This is a genomic window from Paenibacillus agaridevorans (genome assembly GCF_018604145.1).
Classification (GTDB): Bacteria; Bacillota; Bacilli; order Paenibacillales; family Paenibacillaceae; genus Pristimantibacillus; species Pristimantibacillus agaridevorans.
On the sequence record NZ_CP075889.1, the window covers coordinates 3,625,973 to 3,649,076 of the forward strand.

Genomic DNA, 23,104 nt, shown 5'->3' on the forward strand with positions numbered 1-23,104 from the left:
TTCTAGCCTCCCCCCACGAATTGAATGAGCTCGATGCGCAGTCCGTCCGCAAGCGTCGTCTCCTGCCAGCGCGACCGAGGCACAATCTCGCCGTCTACCTCTGCTACAAGCCGCTTGTCGCGCTGTCCGAGCTCCGCAAGCAAACAATCGAGAGTGGCTGAGCGGGTTTGATAGGAACTGCCGTTCAGCGATAAAGTTACATTTTCTTCAGTTTTATGCCCGGACGTTTCCCGCTCGTCTGCAATCGCATTGGCCTTGGAAGATTCCTCTGCCCGGTCTGCTGCCGTGAGCTTATGCAGAAGCTCACGGCAGACGGCCGCAGGATCCTCGCTTCCCACGATCGCTGACACGGCGCATAGCCGCTTGGCCCCCGCAGAGATGACGGCATCCGCATTGTCCGTCGTAATGCCGCCTATCGCTACAAATGGAATGGACACCAGACTTGCGGCCTCCGCCACATAAGCCGTTGTCACTGCCGCCTTGCCCGGCTTCGTATTCGTCGGGAAAACGGGCCCCACGCCTATGTAATCCGCTCCCTCCCGCTCAGCTTCGATGGCATGCTCCGCGCAGTGGGTGGAGATGCCGATTATTTTATCGTCGCCTAGCAAAGCCCGCGCTTCTTTAATCGACATGTCGTCCTGCCCCAGATGCACGCCGTCGGCATCGACTTCCAGCGCGATATCGGGATAATCGTTGACGATAAAAGGCACGCCGTATCTTCGGGTCAGCACTCTCAGTGCCCGTGCCTGCTCCAGCACTTCCGATCTTGATCCCGTCTTGTTGCGCAGCTGCAGCATGCCCGCTCCGCCGATGAGCGTCTGCTCCATCACGTCGGTCACCGATTTGCCCGGGTGGGCATCCGGCGCGGTAATGACATATAACCTGATTTTCTCCCAGTCCACTCTTTTGCTCATCCAGCCGTTCCCTCCACTCTTCGATTAGGGCGACTAAGATATTCGTCGCATATCCGTTCCGCCTCCGCCATGTCCGACGTGCCTTGCACCAGCACTCTGCCGTCCGGAAACAGCACCAGCTTCTCTGTACAAGGCGATGGCAGCTCAGCTTTTACCAAGTAAGGATTAACGGTTACGCCGCACCCAAGCCGCTTCAAATATTTAACTTCCCGCTCCAGCTCGAGCGCGAAACCCATAGTCACTTGAACCGTGTCCCGGCCGCATAACGCCGTCGATCGCCGCCCGTGCAAGCGCGACTCCCGCTCACGATTATCCGGGAAGTTAACATCGTCGCCGTCTTGGAGACGCTGCCGCAAGCCGCTCTCGACCGAATGTACCTCTGCGCTGTGCGACCGCGCTTGGCGGCCGCATTTTCCGCAAGAAGCAACTCCGGACGGCAGCTTATATTCCCGAACGGCAAAATTCCATACATCCGCATTCAACCATGTTCCGCGGACGGATGCCTTATTGCCTGTCAGCCACTTGACGGCTTCGGCGGTCTGTAGCGCGGCCACGAATTCCACTGTCGCGGACAAGACGCCCCGCGTATCGCAGGAATCTCCTTCCTCGGCCTCATCCTCTTGGCCGATCAAACAGGACAGGCAAGCCGTCCGGCCTGGGACCAACATCGCGCTCATGCCTTGAGAAGCAGTTGCGCCGCCGTATATAAACGGGATGCCAAGCCGGAACGCCTCGTTGCAGAGCAGCAGTCGAGTAGCCGCGTTATCCGTTCCGTCCAGGATCAGATCGGTACCGGCTGCGAATTTGCCAACATTATGCTGGCTTATATCTGCCACATGCGCCTCGATAATCGCCTCTCCGTTTATCCGCCGAAGCTTTGTCTCCGCAGCCTTCGCTTTGGGCAAAACCTTGCGGGCATCCTCCTCGTCGAACAGCGTTTGACGATGCAGATTGCTAGGCTCCACATAGTCCCTGTCTACAATCACGAGTCGTCCAACGCCGGCTCTTGCCATATGCTGGACGAGCGAAGCGCCGAGCGCTCCGCAGCCTGCAATCAACACGCTGGCTTGGCGGAGGCGAAGCTGCCCGGCCTCGCCGATCGGCGCGAAACGGATTTGGCGGGAATAACGTTCCCTCCAGCTCGCGCGAAGACCGTCCTCCGACGTCGCGCTCGAGCCGGCCGGCTGCCCCCCGGCGCCGGCAATGGCAGCGGGAGCTCCGCCTCCTTCTCCGCCGGCCATCCCGTCACGCATAGATTTCGTTGCCTCCGGCCTTAAATGCGGCCGACTTCTCCTTGAGCCCCGCTTCGATCGCTTCCTCCGTATCGAGACCGTTCTGCTCCGCATATTCCCGGATGTCCTGCGTGATGCGCATGCTGCAAAATTTGGGGCCGCACATGGAGCAGAAATGCGCCGACTTTGCCGCTTCCGCCGGCAGCGTCTCGTCGTGGTAGGACATTGCCCGCTCCGGATCAAGCGATAGATGGAACTGATCGCGCCAGCGGAACTCAAAGCGCGCTTTGGAGAGTGCATCGTCCCGCAGCTTCGCGCGAGGATGGCCTTTGGCCAAATCCGCCGCGTGGGCAGCGATTTTGTAAGTGATAACGCCTTCCTTGACATCTTCCTTGTTCGGCAGCCCCAGATGCTCTTTCGGCGTTACGTAGCAGAGCATCGCCGTGCCGAACCAGCCGATCATCGCCGCTCCGATCGCGGACGTAATATGGTCGTAGCCCGGCGCGATGTCGGTCGTCAGCGGACCCAGCGTGTAAAACGGCGCTTCGTCGCATACTTCCAGTTGGCGGTCCATATTTTCTTTGATCAAATGCATCGGTACATGCCCGGGCCCTTCGATCATCACTTGCACGTCATGTTTCCAGGCAATCTTCGTCAGCTCTCCCAGCGTATCAAGCTCCGCGAATTGCGCATCGTCGTTGGCATCCGCGATGGAGCCTGGCCGCAAGCCGTCGCCAAGCGAAAACGACACGTCGTAACGCTTCATGATGAGGCAGATTTCTTCAAAGTGCGTATACAGGAAGTTCTCCTTGTGATGAGCCAGACACCAGGCTGCCATAATAGAGCCTCCGCGAGATACGATGCCCGTTACGCGCTTGGCCGTCAGCGGGATGTACCGAAGCAATACGCCCGCATGGATCGTGAAGTAGTCGACGCCTTGCTCCGCCTGCTCGATCAAGGTATCTCTAAATACCTCCCAGCTGAGATCCTCCGCTTTGCCGTTCACCTTCTCTAGCGCCTGATAGATCGGCACGGTCCCTACCGGAACCGGCGAATTGCGAACGATCCATTCCCGGGTCGTATGGATGTTCTTGCCTGTCGACAGATCCATGATCGTATCGGCTCCCCATCTGGTCGCCCACGTCATCTTCTCTACCTCTTCCTCGATGGAGGAGGCAACGGCGGAGTTGCCGATGTTGGCATTGATCTTTACATGGAACCCTCGTCCGATAATCATCGGCTCGCATTCGGGATGATTGATGTTCGCGGGGATAATAGCCCGCCCCCTTGCCACTTCGTCCCTTACGAATTCCGGCTCCATCCCTTCGCGTATCGCGATGTACTCCATCTCCGGCGTAACGATGCCTTGTCTCGCGTAATGAAGCTGTGTCACATTGCGTCCTTCCTTCGCTCGAAGCGGCTTGCGATCCAAGTTCGGAAATATTTCGGCGCCTCTCGTCCTGGCTCTCTCCTCGGATACGAAGCCGTTGTCCTCGGGCTTCACCTCGCGTCCTTCATATCGCTCGACATCCTCACGCTCCACGATCCATGTTTCACGTAGCGGCGGCAGCCCCTTTCTGACGTCGGCCCGGTAGCCCGTATCCGTATATGGACCGCTCGCATCGTAGACGAGCACCGGCTCGTTCGGCGTCTCCTCTCCGCTTCTCGACTGGCTGGGAGTCAGCGCTATCTCGCGCATCGGCACGCGAATGGAAGAATGACTCCCTTCTACATAGACCTTTCGGCTTCCCGGCAATGGCGTTGTCATAATCGGCATAACAAAAAACCTCCTCATGGAATTTGTGGAATTCCACCTGGAGGCATACTCAACATATAAGAAAGTTAATGGTCGACGCCGCTCACGCAGACGTACAATGACGTTGATACTTAGGCTTGCACAAAGCCGGCGAAGTTGCCTTCGGCGACCGGCAAGCCGGTATCCTATGTCCCACTTTCCTACGCTGGCATGACCCAGATCAGGTTCAAAGGGACCAAAGCAATCGCTTTATCTCAGCCTTTCGGCGCCCCTAGTGGATTTCCTTGTTTGACTATACTTCGTGCTCGCGGCTGCTGTCAACCCTAACTTTCCCAAACACTTACAGCTTGATCTTCTGCTGGAACAGCCCCGCTTGCCTTGCCGCCATATAAATAATGACGACGAGCGGACCGATAAATACTCCGATAACGCCGACCAGCTTAAAGCCTACATAGAGGCTGATCAGTGCCGGAAGCGCGCCGATACCGACGGAATCCCCCAGAATTTTCGGCTCCACGATGCGGCGGAATACCGTAATGACGAGGAACAACACAATCAGCCCGATGCCGGTATAGATATCGCCCGTCAGCAGCAAATACGATGCCCATGGGACAAGCACGGAGCCTGTGCCCAAAATAGGCAAAATATCCACAATAATGATGAGCAGCGCGATAGCCATAGGATATTTGATGCCAAGTATGAGCAAACCGATCAGTGAAAGTATGTAGGTCATGCCGCTAAGAATAATCTGGGAGCGCAGGAAGCCGAAGATCGACTTGCGCAGATTGTTCAGCACCTGGTCCACTTGGGAACGCGACGATTCGTCGAAGAAGGACAAGACGGATGCCTTCATCGTATTAAGGCTAAAGCTGAACATGTAGACGGCAACCAGGAAGACGATAAAGAAGATAAACATGCCCGGGAGCGTCGAAGCGAAGCCCAAGACAGTCGATGACAGCTTGCCTACCATCGAAGTAATCGTGTTCGTTAGGCTCATCAGATATTCTTCCAGCGTCGCGATGGCATCCGGAGGAAGATTCTGGTACAGCCCTCTGGCGTCAACGAGCAGGTTGTCGACAAAAGTGCTTGCATTTTCGAAGTAATTCGGCACCTTCTCCAGAAATGCAATCAGCTCTGCGATAATCTTCATTCCCAGCAACACGATGAGACCGACGAGAATGACCGTGAACAATGTACTGGATATGACGGCGGACACCAGCCGGTTGAGCCGGAATCGCTTCATCAGGAATACGGTCAGCGGTTCCAGAAAGATCGCTACGATCAATGCAAGCAAGAACGGCGCGCCTACGGTGAACATCAAATAAATAAGCAGCAAACCTACCGCGATAAGCACGATTGTCCTTATAGACATGCGGGTTATCCCTCCTTCCTCTATTTCTATTCAAGCTTGGCTTCGCGCATGTGGAAATCGACGTCGCCGTAATACATATCCTTTACTAGCAGGTTGGGACCGCAGCAAGCGGCTGCGGGACAATAACAATTTACGCTTCGGGCGAGCTTGTGATCCAGCCACTTGCCGAATACGTCGTCGAGGCGGGACGTCGAGATATTGCCGAACGCCGGCACATCGGAGAAGTCGGTGACGAACACCTCGCCCGTGAACAAGTTGACGTTGAGACGGTTCCGTCCGTCGGGATCGTTCCTGACCGTCACGTTAGGCTCGCCAGCCAATCTTCTGAGCAGTCTACGATCCTCTGCATCGTCGCTGCATTGGTAGAAAGGCAACGTGCCGAACAGCATCCAGACCGACGGATCGCGGCGATCCAGCAGCAGCTCTACCGCTTTGCGCATCTGCTCCTTCGTAATGACGGGCAGATCGCGGGCGAATGAGCTTGGATACATGGGATGAACCTCATGACGCTGACAGCCCATCTCGAGAATCAGCTCATGAATTTGATCGATCTTTTCGTGCGTCCGATAATTGATCATGGATTCGGCGGATACGAGCACGCCTGCATCGCTGAGCCGCTTGGCGTTGTCGATCATTCGTGCGTACAGCTTGGCTGCGGCTTCCTTGGAGACGGCATGACCCGCTTTGGCGAAGCCGATCTCATGGAAGTCCTGCGCCGACGTGTAGTTAAACGAGATATGCATAACGTCGAGGAAAGGAGCCAAAAGTTCGTACCTGTTATAAGGCAAAGTTACATTGGAGTTAATCTGCGAGCGAACGCCCCGGCTTCTCGCGTATTGCAGAAGCGGCAGCATATATTCCTTGACGGTACGTTCCGAGAAGGTGGGCTCGCCGCCCGTAATGCTGATCGTCTGCAGATGCTCGACCTCGTCCAGACGACGCAGCATATTGTCCAGCGGAATTTTGGCTGGCTCCATCATGACCAGCGTATCGCCTACGGCACAGTGCTCGCAGCGCATATTGCATAAATTCGTAACCGTCATCTCCACGCTTGTCAGTACATGGCGACCGAATTGCTTAAGCGAGTTAAGCGGATCCCAAGGGTCATTGGAGGGAGTCAAAGGAGGCAGTATGTCGCGGGTTGTCATGCCCAAATGCGGCCATGTCGTATCCAGCTTGTTCATCGGTTTCATCAGCTTTCAGCACCTAACTTCCGTTCTAGAGGTTGTTCAAAAAGTCCGCTTGCCATCATATCTTCTATTATTGTAATGTGAGATGTTTGAGGAAGCAAATAAAATGGTGTAAAAACGTCGCCCGGATGGACTTCATCCAAAAACCGACAGAAAAAAGAGGCCTTGCGGGCCTCTTGAAACAACCATCGCTGCATTGCGGTAAATGCAAGCATCAATGGCTCGGCGTTCAGTTAAATGCCTGACACAAGCGGCACGTCCGTCTCTTCGTCGTTTACTCCGACGATCATGACTGTAAGCTGCTTGGACAGATCGATCTCGTACGGCGCCTTAAGCTCTTCTCCCGCTTCGTTGCTGAGGACTCGTACCACAGGGCGGTGCGGGTAGGAGGAATTTAGATCTACGACGATGCCTCGCTCACCCGTCATTAATCGGACAGACATGCCGATGGGATAAATCGCCACCTTGTCCCTGAACAGCTGCAGCATCCGCTGCTCGTACAAAGTGCCCGTGCCCGCGTACAACCGCTCCATCGCATCATGCGGCAGCATCGGAGACCGGTACACGCGGTTTGTCGTCATGGCGTCGTAAGAATCGACCAAGCCGATCCACTTCGCGTAGTCATGAATTTCATTGCCCTTGATGCCTCGCGGATATCCGCTGCCGTCCAAACGCTCATGATGCTGGAAGGCGCAATGCGCTACGAGAAGCGACAAGTTCGGCTGATCCTTTAACATTTCATAACCGAGCTGAGGGTGACGCTTCATAAGTTCGAATTCTTCTCTGGTCAGCTGATCCGGTTTCTTTAGTACATTGACGTTAATCTGCGTCTTGCCAATATCATGCAGCAGAGCTCCGAGACCAAGGGTCGTCAGTTCGTCGCGCGAGTAACCGCTCGACATGCCAAGCAGCGTCGAGTATACGCAAACGTTCAGCGAATGCTGGAACAGATAATGATCGACTGTTCCCATGTTCATAAGCATGATCATGGCATCTTCCTGATTGGACAGATCATCTATAATTAAGTTCATCATCGCTTTAAAGGGCTGGGCGATATAGGGGTAGGCGGAGCCCTTTTTCCTATTAGGCCGCTCCATCAGCGTGCGGAAATTCGTACGGATTTCTTTAACCGCCATTCGGAACGTATCTTCGCGGATCAGGGTGGGGGGATTAATATCCTCCGTTCGCGCATCTTCGATGTATACGTATTGAACCCCGCATTCGGCAAGCCTCGTGATTAGTCGGCTGGTAAGCTCCATCCTCTCGCCAAGCAGCACGATGCCGTCTTCCGAAAATATTCTCTTGGCCAGTCTCATTCCCGGCTTGCATTGCATAACGGATAGCAAACGCATTTTCTCGGTCCTTCCCCGCTGTGACGTCCCTAACTATACATATCGGAAATACGATCTTGTATTGTTAATTTACGTGAAAATGCGAATTTTCGCAACCATAATATGCTAATTGTTCGACAAAAAACTCCGAAATTTTCTAAAATGTGACGACAAAAGCTTACAAACGAAGCCAACGTTTCTCTTTGCAGCTCCTTAGCGAAGGCTCGGAGCTTAATTCCCGCTCCAGCACATCGCGGATGAACTCCGGCAAATAATAGCGATAACTCTCCGCCTCGGCCAAAGACTCGTAGCCCACCTTAAAGCTGAACATATCAATCGAGCCTACCTCGTAGAGCCTTCCGTCCTCCAGAAGCGAGCCGTTTACTCGCGCTTCGACGATACGATCCATCGGCTCCCGGCGCATGTCGAATTCCACCGTCATGCCGTCAATTGCAAGGCCTCCGAGCACCTCACCCCGAAAGCCAAAGCCTTTGATCGCCTTGGAAGCGAACTCCTCCTGGAGCGATTGCTCCAGCGCCGTCCTCAGCTTGGACCCGGCGATGGTCATCAGGCACGGATTAATCGGCGAAGGACAGATGGCATGAAGCTCTCCGGCGGTTACTTCCCCAATCGCGAGACCGCCAAGCAGCTGTCCTGCGTTAACAATCCCGATCTCGGCATTCGTCCATCGCCTGATGCCGATCGCGAGCAGATTGGCAAGCGGATTTTCGCGTCCCGGATGAGACGGTAGAGGTTCGTTGAGAAAGGCGGCCACTCGTCCCAGACTGACGCGGCTGGATTCGCGGAACTCGTGGATAATATCCTCCGCCGCAGGTCTCTCGGCGTAGGCGCCGGTGGGAATGGCTTGCCCGCGCAGCAAGGGCTCGGACCGGGCTTCATCCCAGCCAATCTCGATGCGTCCGACGTATTCGCCGAACTTCCCCGCTGCCGCGATCATAACTCCGTTAACGATAAGCGGCACTTCCAGCAGATGGTGCGTATGTCCGCCCAGAATAAGATGGATGCCCGGAACTTCTTCCGCCAGCTTTTGATCGAATCGAATGCCGAGATGCGATAATACGACGACAATGTCAGCTCTACCCTGTAGCCGCTCCGCTTCGGCACGAATCGCCTCCACGGGCTCAGTCGCCTTCCAGCCCAGCAGCTCATAGAACTGGCCGAAAGCGGCCGTAGCGCCGATAAGGCCGATCCGGAGACCGTTCTTGACGATAATCCGGCTGGGGCACAGCCACTCTGGGCGTTCCCCCGTCTCCAGCGTGAGCAGATTGGCACAGACGACGCTAAACTCCGACACGGGGGCGTACAGCTGTTCCAACGTCTCCGGCGTGTAGGTCAGTCCCTCGTTGTTGCCCAGCGTAACTGCCTCGTAACCGGCCTCCTGCAGAAGTCTGATATTAACCTGTCCGTCGCTGCCTTCCGTCTCTTGTCTCATCCGATCCATATGATCGCCGCAGTCTACCGCAAGCACGCGGCCCGCTCCCCATGTTCTTCGCTCCTCGGCGATCATGGTCGAAATTCGCGCGGCGTTCTCCAGCCGGCTATGAATGTCATTGCTGTGCATGAGCACAACTTTTATCTCCATACCTTATCCTCCGATTTGCGACATGCGTCGTTCCGTCGGCACATGAGATTGCGCCGAATTTGCCAGCTTCGCGGCCATCTCGTGATTCTCCGGCTTAATATCCATCGCTTTGTAATACAATTGCTTTATGGCATCCGGATCCCCGAGCGCTTCCTTAACGTTAAGCTCATCCACCCAGTACAGACAAGGTTTTAGATTGCCATCAGCCGTTAATCTCAGACGATTGCAGTTGCTGCAGAAGTGGTCGCTGATGGGATGGATCAAGCCAAAGGAGCCGACAGCCCCTGCCATCTGCCAATCGTCGGAAGGGCCGTTGCCTGTCACGCCTTCCTTCCGCGCCAGCTTATACCCTTCTTCCTCCGCAATCTCGATCACGCGGGAAAGAGGAAGATAATGTTTCCGCCAATTCTCGTCGGCATGGCCGATCGGCATATATTCTATGAACCGCACATGAAGCGGCCGCTCGTAAGCGAGCTTTAAGAATTGCATGATTTCGTCTTCGTTGACGCCTTTGAGCAGGACGCAATTCAGCTTGATGGGATCAAACCCGGCTTCAGCTGCCGCTTCTATGCCTTCAAGCACCCTCCGCAGATCTCCGCGCCTGGCTATGAACCGAAACCTTGCCGCATCAAGTGTATCCAGACTGATATTCACTCTCTTCAAACCTGCTTCTTTAAGCGCTTGTGCTTGCTTAGCCAGGAAGATGCCGTTTGTCGTCAGCGCGATGTCGTTAATGCCTGGTATGCGCGACAACCTCGAGATCAGTTCGTCCAGACCGGGTCTGATCAGGGGTTCGCCGCCCGTAATGCGCAGCTTTTTGATACCGAGCTCCGCCCCTGCTTTTACGACCTCGACGATTTCGTCATAGCTCAGCAGGTTGGTTGATTCGGTAAATTCCACTCCATCCTCGGGCATGCAGTAAAGACAGCGCAGATTGCAGCGATCGGTTACTGAAATTCTCAAATAATCATGTTCTCTTCCATACCGATCCTTTAGCTCCGGCATACTGCGCACCACCTTTCCATGTACCTTACAGCATAACATTTTTTTTGCGTTTATGGTATTCTAGTAGCAATCTAAAGCCCTGTTACAGGCTGTTGCGAGGAGCTGCACATATATGTTTTATACCTGGACCATCAAGCTGTTCGCCGGATTGCCGGAGCGTCTCGGCACGGCTCAGCTCGTCCTTGCTCTTGATCAAGGACAATTGACTGCCAGCCAGCTGAAATCGATGATCGCAAGAGAGAACAGCGATCATTCTTCCCTGCTGTCGACCTGCTTCGTTGCGCGCAACCACGCCTACGTAGCCGACGGAGAGACCGTCCAAGCCTCGGACGAGCTTGCGCTTCTTCCTCCCGTTTCCGGCGGAGAGGAGCTAGCGGAGGGCGGGGACAAGAATATGTCGGACTCGCCTCGCTTTGTTGTGACGAGCGATATCATTCTTACAGAAGAAGTACTGGCCAAAGTAATCGTACCGGAACACGGCGCGGCCATCGCATTCGTCGGCACGACGCGCGAATGGACGAATGGCAAACGAACGGTGCGGCTTGAATACGAGGCTTATGAGCCGATGGCGGTAGCGACCATGTCCCAGATCGGCGATGAGATCGCAAGCCGCTGGGCGGGAGCCTTATGCGCGATCTCTCATCGCGTGGGCGTCGTCGGACCGGCCGAGACCAGCGTCGTTATTGCCGTATCGGCTCCGCATCGCGAGCATTGCTACGAGGCTAGCCGTTACGCCATCGAGCGGCTTAAGCAGATCGTTCCCATCTGGAAGAAGGAAATCTGGGAAGACGGCTCCGAATGGAAGGGCCATCAGCTTGGTCCCTGGAATCCGATCGCCGGGCTGACGGCGGAATGAAGGAGGCGTCCCCATGGAGCTAACCCGTTATTCCCGTCAAATGCGATTCCGGCCTATCGGTGAGGACGGTCAGCGACAGCTGTCCAATGCACGTGTGGCCGTCGTAGGCGTCGGCGCGCTGGGCTGCGTCTCCGCGCAGCATCTGGTCCGCTCCGGAGTCGGCGTTATTCGATTAATCGACCGCGATTTCGTGGAATGGAGCAATCTTCAGCGACAGCTTCTATACACGGAACAAGACGCGAAGGATATGCTCCCGAAAGCAGAGGCGGCTGCCCGCAGATTGACCGCCATCAACTCCTCTGTAACGATCGAACCTGTTTGTGCCGATTTGCACGGCGATAACGCGGCTTCTCTGCTGCACGATGTCGACTTAATTATCGACGGAACCGACAATTTCACGGTTCGATATCTCCTAAACGATTATGCCGTCAAACATGGTTTGCCGTGGATTTACGGCGGAGCTGTCGGCGCCTCCGGCATGAGCATGACGGTATTGCCGGGAGAAACGCCTTGTTACCGTTGCGTCTTCCCGGAAGTCCCCGCACCGGGGACTTCGGATACATGCGAGACGGCAGGCGTCATTTCGCCGATCGTCGATCTGATCGCTTCGTTGCAAGCAACAGAGGCGCTTAAGCTGCTCTCCGGCAATCGCGAAGCGTTGCACGGCACTTTATTCCAGGCCGATCTCTGGAACCACTCCTGGCTGCCGCTGTCCATCCGCAACGCCAGGCGTCCCTCCTGTCCATGCTGCGGACCCCAAAGATCGTTCGATTATCTCGATAACGAAGCCTCCGCCCCCGTAGCAGCCGCATTGTGCGGCCGCGATTCCGTTCATCTGACTCCGGGAACTTCGGGAGCTGTCAATCTGGAAGAGCTGGCCAATCGGCTTGCATCCGCGGGTGAAATCGTGCTAAATCCTTATCTTTTGCGGCTGCGAATGGTTGATGAGGGTATGACTTTTGTTTTATTCGCCGACGGAAGAGCTATCATCCAAGGGACGCAGAATTTGTCGAAAGCAAGGTCAATTTATGCCGAACTATTAGGTAATTAGTATCATTTAGAGCGTTTTCATATTGCCAATAGGTGGTTTGATTGTTACTATCTATATATCTGGTTGAGCATAATTAATCATATTAGAGGTGTCTCTATGAGGATTCATGTAACGGATATACAAGACGGAGACCAACTAAGCCACGATATATTTAATCATTATGGGCTGCATGTTCTCTCCAAAGGCACGAGGCTGTACAAGAACGAAATCTCACGGCTTCTGCAGCATCAGATTGATCAAGTCGAGATCTTGGACCGAAATCTGGTGTTGCCTTCGGGAGAAGCAGTCAGTCCTGTTAATCGTACATTGGAATCCACGGTCAATCCCAAGTGGCTGCCAACTGTGCAACCTATTTACGAGAACGCTGTCAAACGCTTCGAGAAGCTGTTCGAATCTGCAATAGAGGATGGCATCGTACAGGAGGCGGAGGTTACGGAAATTGTGCAGCCTCTGCTGGATAACCTCCAGTTGGAACGCGACGTCGTATCCATGCTGCTTTTGCTTAATACCGAAGATGACTATACCTACCAGCACTCCGTTCAGGTTGGCATGCTGGCTTATTATTTGGCGACCTGGCTCGACCACTCGTCGGAGGACGCCTCACTGATCGGCAAAGCGGGATTCCTGCATGATATCGGCAAAAGCAAGATCAGCGCCGACATCCTTAACAAACCGGGCAAGCTTACGGAGGAAGAATTCGAAGAAGTAAAACGGCACACCCTGTACGGTCACGAGATCATTCTGGGCTCGTTCCAGGAAAAGGATCTTGCCATCGGAGCGCTTCAGCATCACGAACGGATTGACGGCAGCGGCTATCCTCATGGGCTTAAGGGCGATGAGATCCACCCCATCTCGAAGATCATCACCGTTGTCGACATATACAGCGCGATGATATCGGCTCGCGTCTATCAGAAAGAGCGAGACCTGCTGTTCGTGCTCAAGGAGCTGTATCGTCTCAGCTTCAGCGAGATCGATCCTGTCACGACTCATACGTTTATTAAGCATATGATCCCGAATTTCATCGGCAAGCGCGTAAGGTTGAACAACGAGCGTTTCGGCATCATTGTCATGACGCATCCTACCGAGTTTTTCAGGCCCCTTGTACAAATTGACGACGAATTCGTCGACCTGACGATCGATCGGCATTACGAGATCGAGCATGTGTATCTGTAGTCCTTTACATATCCGTTAAAAGTACGCAAAGAAACCCCCGGAGCCCGAGGGGTTCTTATATTTTAGTCTAATTACCCGATACTGCCTTCCATCTCGAACTTGATCAAACGGTTCATCTCGACCGCGTATTCCATCGGGAGCTCTTTCGTAAACGGCTCGATAAAGCCCATAACGATCATTTGAGTTGCTTCGTCCTCGGACAGACCACGGCTCATCAGGTAGAAGAGCTGATCCTCGGACACTTTGGATACCGTTGCCTCATGCTCAAGCGTGATGTTGTCGTTCAAAATTTCATTGTATGGAATCGTGTCGGACGTCGACTCGTTATCGAGAATGAGCGTATCGCATTTGATGTTCGCTTTCGCGCCGTCGGAATTGCGTCCGAAGGAAGCAAGGCCGCGGTATGTCACTTTGCCGCCGTGTTTGCTGATGGACTTGGATACAATCGTGGAGCTGGTGTCCGGTGCCAAATGAGTCATCTTAGCGCCGGCATCCTGATGCTGGCCTTTGCCCGCTACGGCGATAGACAATACCATGCCTTTCGCGCCGCGGCCGCGAAGCACGACAGCCGGATATTTCATCGTCAGCTTGGAACCGATGTTGCCGTCAATCCATTCCATCTGCGCGTTCTCGTCAGCAACGGCGCGTTTCGTAACCAGGTTGTAGATGTTCGGCGCCCAGTTCTGGATCGTCGTGTAACGAACGCGGGAATCCTTTTTGCAGAGAATCTCAACCACGGCACTGTGCAGCGAGTTCGTGCTGTATATCGGAGCTGTACAGCCCTCAACGTAGTGCACGGAGCTGCCTTCGTCCGCGATGATGAGCGTCCGCTCGAACTGACCCATGTTCTCGGAGTTGATGCGGAAGTAAGCTTGCAGCGGAATTTCGCATTGCACGCCCTTCGGCACGTAGATAAACGATCCGCCGGACCAAACCGCACTGTTTAGAGCAGCGAATTTGTTGTCGTTCGGAGGAATGATCGTTCCGAAATATTCCTTCATAAGCTCCGGATATTCGCGAAGCGCCGTATCGGTATCCGTAAAGATAACGCCTTGCTTCTCCAGATCCTCCTGCATGCTGTGGTAAACAACTTCCGACTCGTACTGAGCGGACACGCCCGCCAGAAACTTTTGCTCCGCTTCGGGAATGCCCAGTTTGTCGAAGGTTTCCTTAATTTCCTGAGGAACCTCCTCCCAAGTCTTGCCTTGTTTCTCGGAAGGTTTCACGTAATATTGAATGTCGTTAAAGTCCAGATCGTCCAGATTGCCGCCCCAGCGAGGCATCGGCATTTTGTAGAATTGCTCCAGCGATTTCAGACGGAATTCCAGCATCCATTCCGGCTCGTTTTTCATCTCGGAGATCGTGCGGACGATCTCGGGCGTCAGCCCTTTGCCCGATTGGAAAATCGCTTTATGCTCATCACGGAATCCATATTTATATTCTTCCATTTCCGGCATTGACTTTGCCATTCCAACTCACTCCTTTAAAGGTAGCTCAAAATGACCGCTTTTGATCACGATGTATGCCTTCGCAGCCTACTCGACGTCGAACCTTGAACTCAACCGTTCCTTCAGATGCTCACATAGCGCTGCTACGCTCCGCTCTTCACTCTCTAGTTTCGTCCAATCTTCTCGGTGCTGAAAACCGGCCATTTTGAGCTTCTATTTTTAAAGATCAATTTCCATTCCGCGATTCGATGCCCTTGCGAAGGGCGTTCCATGCCAGCGTTGCGCATTTGATGCGGGCCGGGAATTTGTTGACGCCCGACAACGCTTCGATATCTTCAAGCTCCTCGAATTCCACCGACTCGCCCTTCATCAAGGAAGAGAATCGCTCTGCCATCTCAAGCGCCGCTTCGAACGTCTGGCCTTTGACGGCCTCCGTCATCATGGAAGCGGAGCTCATGCTGATGGAACAGCCCTCGCCCGTGAACTTCGCGTCCGTTACCTTGCCGTCTTCAACGACGAGCTGCAGCGATATACGATCTCCGCAAGTCGGGTTGTTCAGGTTGATCGTAACGGCGTCGTCGTTCATCGTGCCGCGGTTTCGAGGATTTTTATAATGATCCATTATGACTCTGCGGTACAAATCATCCAATTGCATGGCCGAAGAACTCCTTTGTCTCGATGAGACCACGAACCAAAGCATCGATGTCCTCTTCGGTATTGTAGAGATAAAAGCTTGCTCTGGCGGTTGCCGACACATTTAGCCAACGCATAAGCGGTTGGCAGCAGTGATGGCCTGCACGGATTGCAATGCCCTTGGCATCCAGCACGGTCGCGACGTCATGCGGATGCACATCGTCCAGATTAAACGTAATGAGACCTACGCGCCCGCTCTTCGGTCCGTAAATCTCGATTCCGTCGATCTCCGACAGCTTATCGTAAGCATATGCCGCAAGCTTGCGCTCATGACGGTCGATCTCATCCATGCCGACGCTCTCCAGGAAATCGATCGCGGCTCCAAGGCCTACCGCGCCGGCAATGATCGGCGTGCCTCCTTCGAACCGATAAGGAATCTCCTTCCACGTCGATTCGTATAGATCCACGAAGTCGATCATCTCGCCGCCGTATTCGATCGGCTCCATGTTATTTAGCATCGACTTTTTGCCGTACAAAGCTCCGATGCCTGTAGGGCCGCACATCTTGTGACCGGAGAACGCGTAGAAGTCTGCGCCAAGCTCCTGCACATCCACTTTCTTGTGCGGGGTGCTCTGCGCTCCGTCTACGACCATGATGGCGCCGTTGCGATGGGCAATCTCCGCCACTTCCTTGATAGGGTTCACGACGCCAAGCACGTTGGATACATACGTCATCGCAACGACCTTCGTATTCGGCGTAATGACTTCTTCTGCATCCTGCAGCAAGATCGTGCCGTCCGGCTGCAACGGAATATACTTTAACGTAGCTCCCGTCGCTTTGGCGGCTTGCTGCCATGGAATCAAGTTGCTGTGATGCTCCATCGGCGTAATGACGATTTCGTCGCCTTCCTTGCATACCGCCCTCGCATACCCCGTAGCGACCAAGTTCAACGCCGTTGTTGTCCCCCGGGTGAAAATAATTTGCTCGGGAGTCTCCGCGTTCAGGAACGCCGCAACTTTCGCGCGTGCTCCTTCATACGCGTCGGTCGCGCGGGAGCCCAGCGTATGCACGCCGCGGTGAACATTCGCGTTATCCAGCTCATAGTACCTTTTCATCGCATCAATGACGGAACGCGGCTTCTGGGAAGACGCCGCGCTATCCAGGTAAACGAGCGGATGCCCGTTTACCTCTTGATGCAATATCGGGAACTGCTCCCGCACCGCATTTATATTCATCCCTCTAGCTTCCTTTCGAGCAGGCGCTGAAGTTGAGTGCGTACTGCTTCTACGGAAATCTCCGATACGACCGGCGCGAGGAAACCATGAATAATCAGGCGCTCCGCATCGGATTTGCTGATGCCGCGCGACATCAGGTAGTACACCTGCTCCGGATTGACTTGGCCGACGCTGGCCGCGTGGCCCGCCGTTACATCGTCCTCGTCGATCAAAAGAATCGGATTGGCATCGCCGCGCGCTTTAGAGCTCAGCATAAGCACCTTCTCCGTCTGAACGCCGTTCGCCTTCGTCGCTCCATGTTCGATCTTCGTAATGCCGTTGATGATCGCGGAAGCCGAATCCTTCATAACGGCGCGGGTGATCATGTTGCTGTCCGAGCTCTTGCCGAAGTGAACCGCCTGCGTAGTAAGGCTCATCTGTTGCGCGTTTTTGCCAACGCTGATGACTTTTACGTCGGAAGTAGAACCTTGGCCCTTCATGATCGACTTCGTGTCGGACAACGTGTTGCCATCGTTGAGATCGCCGATAATCCACTCGACGCGTCCATCATTCTCTACGACTGCGCGGCGCAAAGTCATGTCTACTCCGCTTTCGCCCATGGAATGTACGGATCCAAAGCGAACGAGCGCGCCCGGCTTCACGAACACTTCCACGACGGAAGGATGTACAAATGGCGACGATACCGCCGAGTTGTCGGTTACAACACAGTCGACGTAAGTGACACGACTGTTGGAATCGGCCACGATCAGAATATGAGGAGCAAACGTTGCGTCCGCATTGTCATTGAACAAAATCGATTGGAGCGGAAGCTCCACTTCCACATTTTTCGGCACGTATACGAATACGCCGCCGTTCCACAGCGCCGCGTTCAGCGCCGTCAACTTGTCCTCGTCCTTCTTCACGGCCTGGAAAAGATGGGGCTGCACGAGTTCGCTATGTTCCTTGCATGCCGTCTCCAAATCGGTAAAAATAACGCCTTTAGCAGCCAGTTCGGCCGATAGTTGTCTCCAAGCCGTGCCGGAATTGCGTTGTACAATCAAATTCTCCGTACCTTCCGAGACAAGTTCCTGTACGACCGAAGGAAGCTCGGTCAGCGAACCGGCAGGCGTGGAAGCTGCATAACTTCCGACAGCCGTCAGGTTCCAGCGCTCGATGCGCACCTTCTCGGGCTTCGGCCACTCAATCGTTCCAGCCAGTTCGGCAGCTTCGCCGCGCAGCGCTACGAGCCATTCCGGCTCGCCCTTGCTCCGTGCCAGAGCTTCCGCGGAACCGCGGTCGGTCGGAGTCGTTAGTTGTGTACTCATTGCCATTAACCTCCTTCTCCGATTAAGCCTGGCCTACAGTTTCGTCTACGATGCCCAGTTCTTCCTTCACCCAGTCGTAACCTTCGTTTTCCAAGCGCTGAGCCAGTTCGGGACCGCCGGATTTCACGATGCGGCCTTGCATCATTACGTGAACGAAGTCAGGTGTAATATAGTTCAGCAAACGTTGATAGTGCGTAATGATCAGGAAGCCGCGATCTTCGTTGCGCATCGCGTTTACGCCGTTCGCTACGATGCGAAGAGCATCGATGTCGAGACCGGAGTCGATCTCGTCAAGCACGACGATCTTCGGATCCAGCAGCATCATCTGCAAAATTTCGTTACGTTTCTTCTCGCCGCCGGAGAAACCTTCGTTAAGGTAACGATGCGCGAACTCCGGGCTCATCTCGAGCTCTTTCATCTTGCCTTCCATCTGGCGGATAAATTTGATCAAGGAAATTTCGCTGCCTTCTTCACGGCGTGCGTTAATCGCGCTGCGCAGGAAATCGGAATTCGTCACGCCCGGAATTTCGCTAGGATATTGCATGGCAAGGAATAGACCGGCGCGCGCGCGCTCGTCAACTTCCATCTCCAGCAGGTCTTCGCCGTCAAGCGTTGCGCTGCCTTCCGTTACTTCGTATTTGGGATGACCCATCAGCGCGGAAGCCAGCGTACTTTTGCCGGTGCCGTTTGGTCCCATGATGGCGTGAATTTCTCCGCCTTTGATTTCAAGATTGATGCCTTTTAAAATTTCTTTTCCTTCGATTTCGGCCTTCAGACCGTCGATGACAAATTGTGTTGCCATTGTATGCTATCCCTCCAAAGGTTGGTTTACTTCTAAAAGAAATGATTCTCAATGATTCTCAATAATCATTTTAATATAGTTTTAGTTATAAATCAATGAGCGTTCGTATCCGTTCGCGTTCTTCTGCATACGTGTCTGCGGTTAGAACGGGCTTCATTGCTGGCTCCGGCAGGCTGTCTTCCAGCCTTACCCATGACTTGCAGCCGTTATAAACCTCTCTCATAGGCGCATATACCGGCTCGTCAAGCTTGTATATCTTCATTAATAAAAGATGAAGCGGCTTCTTGCGCTTCCACCTGAGTCTATCCTCGGCGAACGTATCCGTCCAAATATGGCAGTCCCTCAGCTTGTCCAGCGTTTCCTGATCCGTAATTTCGATGTCGTCCGTCACTTCCGCGTACGTGTCCAGCTTGACCCTTTCCATGCCAGGCGACCATTCCTCGAGCGTCTCGTCCATCCCGTCCTGATAAGGATGCTTAAGCAGCTCCTTGCGCTGATGCTCGTACGCCGGCATGAGATAGAAGCTGTGGCTGAGGAGCTGGAAGTCTCGCGTCTCCTCGATAATCCCCCCTTTGCGAAGCACAAGGATCTGTTTGCCTTCGCGCAGCGCTTTGACCGACACCGCCCATTCCTTCAGAGCGATCATTTGCCTTTTTTGCTCATCCATCTTAATATGTACCTCCTTGCATCTCCGTCTCCATCGTCCGCATTGGACATCCTTCTATTGTGAAAAAAACGGCGACGGATGTCAATCTGTAAAGAAGCAAGGTATTCCATGGCGAAAGCTAATCCATTATACTAGGAGTGGTTGTTCAAAACGATTTTCCTGCTGTCCACTATTATTGACGTCTGGAACGGATTCGAAACGAAGTCAAGTCCGCGTTATGAGAAGAACATGTGGACGAAAATCCAAACACAACCCCAAACACCGTGCCGCAACTCCTTGCACGGACTCGATGTTTGGGTTTTTATGTGTTACATCATCCGTCTCAGCGCATCGCTGCCCTTCATGCCGGCTACGATTCCCATAGCCTCTGCCGTATAGGTTACCGATTCCAACGGAGCGTTTAACAGCTCTTCCAATGTGCGGACGCCGACTGCTCGCCCTGCAACGATCTCCCTGTCCGCGAGCTTCTCGTTCAAAAGCGTTACGTCAAGCGCCCCGCACATGATATACCCTTTATCCGTCGAGATGGATAAGAGCGTCGTCTTCGGCAACTTCACTTCGATACCGAGAACGGTTTCTCCGCCATCCAGTACGAATGGGACCATCCTCATCATATGAAATCCACCTCCTTCGGATGCGCGGATCTTATGCGCAGAATCGTATTGATTCACAGTATATGCGGGAGTTTGGACTCAGTATGGACGAATGCGGAATAGGTCTACTTGACCAAGCGAATTAATGATATATTATAGCTATTCCATCTTTATGATACGGAGGCACTACATGATGAAACGGAAGCCGCCCGGAACAAAGCTTTCATCCTTTGTATTTCAAGTTGATATTATGATCGAGGATCGTCATCACGCTCAAGCGCTGGAGAAGCTGATTGCCGGACTTAACGGTGCGGAGTTCGATGACTATCGGATTACTTCAGGTATTCGCCTTGGCGAGCTCATTGACGAGAGGACCATCGAAGGCGCCGAGCCTGAACCTGTACCGATCGTACCTCAGCAACCGAAGTCCGAGACTTCTGCCAAGGCGGACTCTGATTCGAGCGAAGGCTTCGCCCCTATACGAGCTTTCATGAAGAGCAACAAGCTTATCCGGCTAATCGTCAACAGGGGACTGGGCATCAAGCTCAGCATACCTTGCCGAATTATTAATATGGATGAAGGGGAGCATTTGATCACCGTCTATCATGTGGACGAGAAGCAGGTTTACACGTTTAGACTGAACGAAATCGAGGATTTCATCGAATGAGAACACAAATACCCTTGAATGTGATTTAAAATCCAATATGTCCAGTCACTCACTATTGCCTAACGGAAATAAATGACGTTATTCTTCGATTTTTTAGGTTTCCGAAAATCTAACGGACATACACAACATTACTGGCATCATCATCGTGCAAATTGGCTCCATTACGACCCTATAGTGTTTTTTCTGTCCGTTAGATTTGTTTGACGTTAAAAATCGGACAAATAACGTCGCTGGTGTCTGTTAGATTCTCAACCTTTTGTTTCACAAGTCTGGGAATTTCATAATTTCCTAAACACAAAGCAAAACGGCGGCGTCCCTGGTGGACGCCGCCGTTTTGTCGCCGACCAGCTACATCAGCCGGCCTTAAGCATTTGTTCAATATTGTCGCTGCTGACGGGAGGACTGCAGAAAAATCCCTGCATTTCGTCGCATCTATGTTTCTTCAGGAACTCCATCTGCTCCTCCGTCTCGACGCCTTCGGCAATGACCTGGATGTTAAGATTGTGTGCCATCGCGATGATAGCCGCCACGATCTCCGCGTCGCTAGGATCCTGTTGAATATCTCTTACGAAAGAACGATCGATCTTGAGCCTGTCGATCGGGAAGTTTTTGAGATAGTGGAAGGAACTATACCCCGTTCCGAAATCATCTACGCTAATACCGACGCCAAGATTCGTAATCTCCAGCAAGCATCGCGTAATATGACCAACATCGATCGTCATGGACTCCGTAATTTCCAGATCAAGATACTTCGGCTCCAGACCGGTAGTCTCCAGAACTTCCGCAATGCGGCTTGCCAGGTCATGCTGCAGGAACTGCCTGATGGAGAGATTAACGGATACCGGAATCTTAGCGAGACCTGCATCCTGCCACTCCTTGTTCTGCCTGCATGCCTCCTCCAGCACCCAGTCTCCGATCTGAACGATCATGCCGCTCTCTTCTGCCAATGGAATGAAAGCTCCGGGAGCCAGCAGTCCCCGAACAGGATGATTCCACCTGACCAAGGCCTCGACGCCTACCATAATTCCGCTCTTTAGATCATACTGCGGCTGGTAATGAAGCACGAACTCACGGCGTTGGATGGCCCGGTACATCTCATGCTGAAGCTTCAGCCGTTCGAAGGAGGAGTTGCTCCAGCTGTCCGAATATAACATACAATCGTTTTTGCCGTTTTCTTTGGCCTTAAATAGAGCCATATCGGCTTTCTTGAAGAGGGTATAACCGTCGTCCTGCTCGTTCCTGTTCGTAACAAGACCGATACTGGCGGTTATATGAACGGGGAAACCTTTAAGCTCGTACGGCTCCTCTATCGACTTAAGGAGGTGCCGGGCAAATTCCAGCAACTTTTCTTCGGAATCGACCGTATGAAGAAGAAGAGCGAATTCATCGCCTTCCATTCGCGCAACCATCATATGTTCAGGCAAATTGCGCGAGATGCGTTCCGCTACCTGCATCAACAGCATGTCGCCAAATTCCCTTCCGAAGGAAGCATTTACGAGCTTGAAGCCATCCAGATCAAGATAACAGATGCCAACCAGCTTCTCGTCTTCCTTGGCTCTGGACAAGCTCTCCGTCAGCTTCATCTGGAACAAGGTGCGATTCGGCAGTCCTGTCATATCGTCATAATAGGCCATATATCTAATTCGTTCCACATTGCGTTTCCGATCGCTAAGATCATGGCTGATCATCAGCGTGCCGATGACTTCGTGATCCTGTATCATGGGAGCGCAAATCACTTGCATCTCGAGTGGAAAACCTGTTCGGTGGGTAATACTAATGTTGTTCTGCACGGTCTGGCCTTGCAGCGATCGCTCTAGACTTTCCTTAAGAAGTGCTCTGCTTGCGGGATCAATCATTCGCATGAGCGGCTCTCCGATCATCTCCGAACGCTGATAGCCGAGCATGCGTCCGGCCGCTTCATTTAGCTCCAGAACGCGGCCGGAGCGATCGAGCACGGACAAGGGGACAGCCTCCGAACGCAGCAATGTATCCACGATGGCTGAGTGAAAGCGTCGAAAGCTGCTTAGCGGATGACGACGCAGCCATAAGACGGCGGCCGTTACAAGGAGCGCGGCCGATACCGTCAAGGATATCCATCTTAACATCATGTCCGAGATCAAGACAAATGAAACTACAATCCAAACCGCGGACATGGCCGTTAATCCGATCACGCCAAGGTTCATTAGCTCGTTCAAGGACAGCGGGCTTCGCTGATTTCGTGCTGAAGGCAAATCTTCCATATCTTTCGCCACACACAAACTTCCTTCCTCAA

General features: G+C 53.4%; 20 protein-coding genes and 1 riboswitch. Of the genes, 4 read left to right on the plus strand and 16 right to left on the minus strand.

The window, feature by feature from the left end; all coding sequences use genetic code 11:
• Window positions 1-2: 2 nt before the first annotated feature.
• From thiE to moaA, 8 genes are all read right to left on the minus strand, one after another.
• Window positions 3-914 (minus strand): thiamine phosphate synthase, encoded by a 912-nt coding sequence (gene thiE, locus KJW29_RS36120; RefSeq protein WP_214630443.1) that lies wholly within the window; start codon window positions 912-914, stop codon window positions 3-5.
• Window positions 911-2,167, minus strand: coding sequence for a ThiF family adenylyltransferase (locus KJW29_RS15345; protein WP_246608731.1), 1,257 nt, complete (start codon window positions 2,165-2,167; stop codon window positions 911-913). The genes thiE and KJW29_RS15345 overlap by 4 nt, the downstream gene beginning before the upstream one ends.
• Window positions 2,160-3,923: a phosphomethylpyrimidine synthase ThiC gene (thiC, locus tag KJW29_RS15350; protein WP_214630444.1), complete on the minus strand. Its 1,764-nt coding sequence runs from the start codon at window positions 3,921-3,923 to the stop codon at window positions 2,160-2,162. The genes KJW29_RS15345 and thiC overlap by 8 nt, the downstream gene beginning before the upstream one ends.
• A gap of 159 nt (window positions 3,924-4,082) precedes the next feature.
• A riboswitch (TPP riboswitch) is annotated at window positions 4,083-4,185 on the minus strand.
• Window positions 4,186-4,242: 57 nt separating this feature from the next.
• Window positions 4,243-5,274, minus strand: a complete 1,032-nt coding sequence (gene ytvI / locus KJW29_RS15355) for a sporulation integral membrane protein YtvI (protein WP_087571526.1) — start codon at window positions 5,272-5,274, stop codon at window positions 4,243-4,245.
• A gap of 26 nt (window positions 5,275-5,300) precedes the next feature.
• A complete protein-coding gene (gene yfkAB, locus KJW29_RS15360) occupies window positions 5,301-6,458 on the minus strand; it encodes a radical SAM/CxCxxxxC motif protein YfkAB (RefSeq protein ID WP_214631157.1) in 1,158 nt (385 codons plus the stop codon).
• 239 nt (window positions 6,459-6,697) lie between these two features.
• Window positions 6,698-7,816: an HD-GYP domain-containing protein gene (locus tag KJW29_RS15365; RefSeq protein ID WP_214630445.1), complete on the minus strand. Its 1,119-nt coding sequence runs from the start codon at window positions 7,814-7,816 to the stop codon at window positions 6,698-6,700.
• A 157-nt stretch (window positions 7,817-7,973) separates the two neighbouring features.
• Window positions 7,974-9,398, minus strand: a complete 1,425-nt coding sequence (locus KJW29_RS15370; protein WP_214630446.1) for a bifunctional metallophosphatase/5'-nucleotidase — start codon at window positions 9,396-9,398, stop codon at window positions 7,974-7,976.
• Window positions 9,399-9,401: 3 nt separating this feature from the next.
• The gene (moaA, locus tag KJW29_RS15375; protein WP_214630447.1) at window positions 9,402-10,403 is read right to left on the minus strand and encodes a GTP 3',8-cyclase MoaA; all 1,002 of its coding nucleotides are present in this window, start codon (window positions 10,401-10,403) and stop codon (window positions 9,402-9,404) included.
• 112 nt (window positions 10,404-10,515) lie between these two features.
• On the opposite strand from moaA, the gene KJW29_RS15380 reads away from it, so the two are divergent.
• The 3 genes from KJW29_RS15380 (at window position 10,516) to KJW29_RS15390 (ending at window position 13,483) form a co-directional block, all read left to right on the plus strand.
• Window positions 10,516-11,259 carry a molybdenum cofactor biosynthesis protein MoaE gene (locus KJW29_RS15380; protein WP_214630448.1) on the plus strand — a complete coding sequence of 248 codons (744 nt, stop codon included), beginning with the start codon at window positions 10,516-10,518 and terminating at the stop codon, window positions 11,257-11,259.
• 13 nt (window positions 11,260-11,272) lie between these two features.
• Window positions 11,273-12,310, plus strand: a complete 1,038-nt coding sequence (locus KJW29_RS15385; RefSeq protein WP_214630449.1) for a ThiF family adenylyltransferase — start codon at window positions 11,273-11,275, stop codon at window positions 12,308-12,310.
• Between the two features lie 96 nt (window positions 12,311-12,406).
• On the plus strand, window positions 12,407-13,483 hold the full coding sequence (locus KJW29_RS15390; RefSeq protein ID WP_214630450.1) for an HD-GYP domain-containing protein: 1,077 nt from the start codon (window positions 12,407-12,409) through the stop codon (window positions 13,481-13,483).
• Window positions 13,484-13,554: 71 nt separating this feature from the next.
• On the opposite strand, the gene sufB is transcribed toward KJW29_RS15390, so the two are convergent.
• The 7 genes from sufB to KJW29_RS15425 form a co-directional block, all read right to left on the minus strand.
• Entirely contained in the window at window positions 13,555-14,952 is a 1,398-nt protein-coding gene (gene sufB, locus KJW29_RS15395) for a Fe-S cluster assembly protein SufB (protein ID WP_087571519.1), read from the minus strand.
• 205 nt (window positions 14,953-15,157) lie between these two features.
• Entirely contained in the window at window positions 15,158-15,586 is a 429-nt protein-coding gene (gene sufU, locus KJW29_RS15400) for a Fe-S cluster assembly sulfur transfer protein SufU (protein ID WP_214630451.1), read from the minus strand.
• Window positions 15,573-16,799 carry a cysteine desulfurase gene (locus KJW29_RS15405; RefSeq protein WP_108995699.1) on the minus strand — a complete coding sequence of 409 codons (1,227 nt, stop codon included), beginning with the start codon at window positions 16,797-16,799 and terminating at the stop codon, window positions 15,573-15,575. The genes sufU and KJW29_RS15405 overlap by 14 nt, the downstream gene beginning before the upstream one ends.
• On the minus strand, window positions 16,796-18,103 hold the full coding sequence (gene sufD, locus KJW29_RS15410; protein ID WP_108995698.1) for a Fe-S cluster assembly protein SufD: 1,308 nt from the start codon (window positions 18,101-18,103) through the stop codon (window positions 16,796-16,798). The genes KJW29_RS15405 and sufD overlap by 4 nt, the downstream gene beginning before the upstream one ends.
• A 22-nt stretch (window positions 18,104-18,125) precedes the next feature.
• Window positions 18,126-18,905: a Fe-S cluster assembly ATPase SufC gene (gene sufC, locus KJW29_RS15415; protein ID WP_214630452.1), complete on the minus strand. Its 780-nt coding sequence runs from the start codon at window positions 18,903-18,905 to the stop codon at window positions 18,126-18,128.
• Window positions 18,906-18,990: 85 nt separating this feature from the next.
• Window positions 18,991-19,572 (minus strand): DUF1802 family protein, encoded by a 582-nt coding sequence (locus tag KJW29_RS15420; protein WP_214630453.1) that lies wholly within the window; start codon window positions 19,570-19,572, stop codon window positions 18,991-18,993.
• A gap of 308 nt (window positions 19,573-19,880) precedes the next feature.
• Entirely contained in the window at window positions 19,881-20,186 is a 306-nt protein-coding gene (locus KJW29_RS15425; protein ID WP_214630454.1) for a YunC family protein, read from the minus strand.
• 169 nt (window positions 20,187-20,355) lie between these two features.
• Between KJW29_RS15425 and KJW29_RS15430 the strand changes: the two genes are divergently transcribed.
• Window positions 20,356-20,832, plus strand: a complete 477-nt coding sequence (locus KJW29_RS15430) for a hypothetical protein (protein WP_214630455.1) — start codon at window positions 20,356-20,358, stop codon at window positions 20,830-20,832.
• Between the two features lie 353 nt (window positions 20,833-21,185).
• Here the strand turns inward: KJW29_RS15430 and KJW29_RS15435 are convergent, their stop codons facing one another.
• Complete coding sequence (locus KJW29_RS15435) at window positions 21,186-23,084, minus strand: putative bifunctional diguanylate cyclase/phosphodiesterase (RefSeq protein WP_214630456.1); 1,899 nt, start codon at window positions 23,082-23,084, stop codon at window positions 21,186-21,188.
• Between the last annotated feature and the right edge of the window lie 20 nt (window positions 23,085-23,104).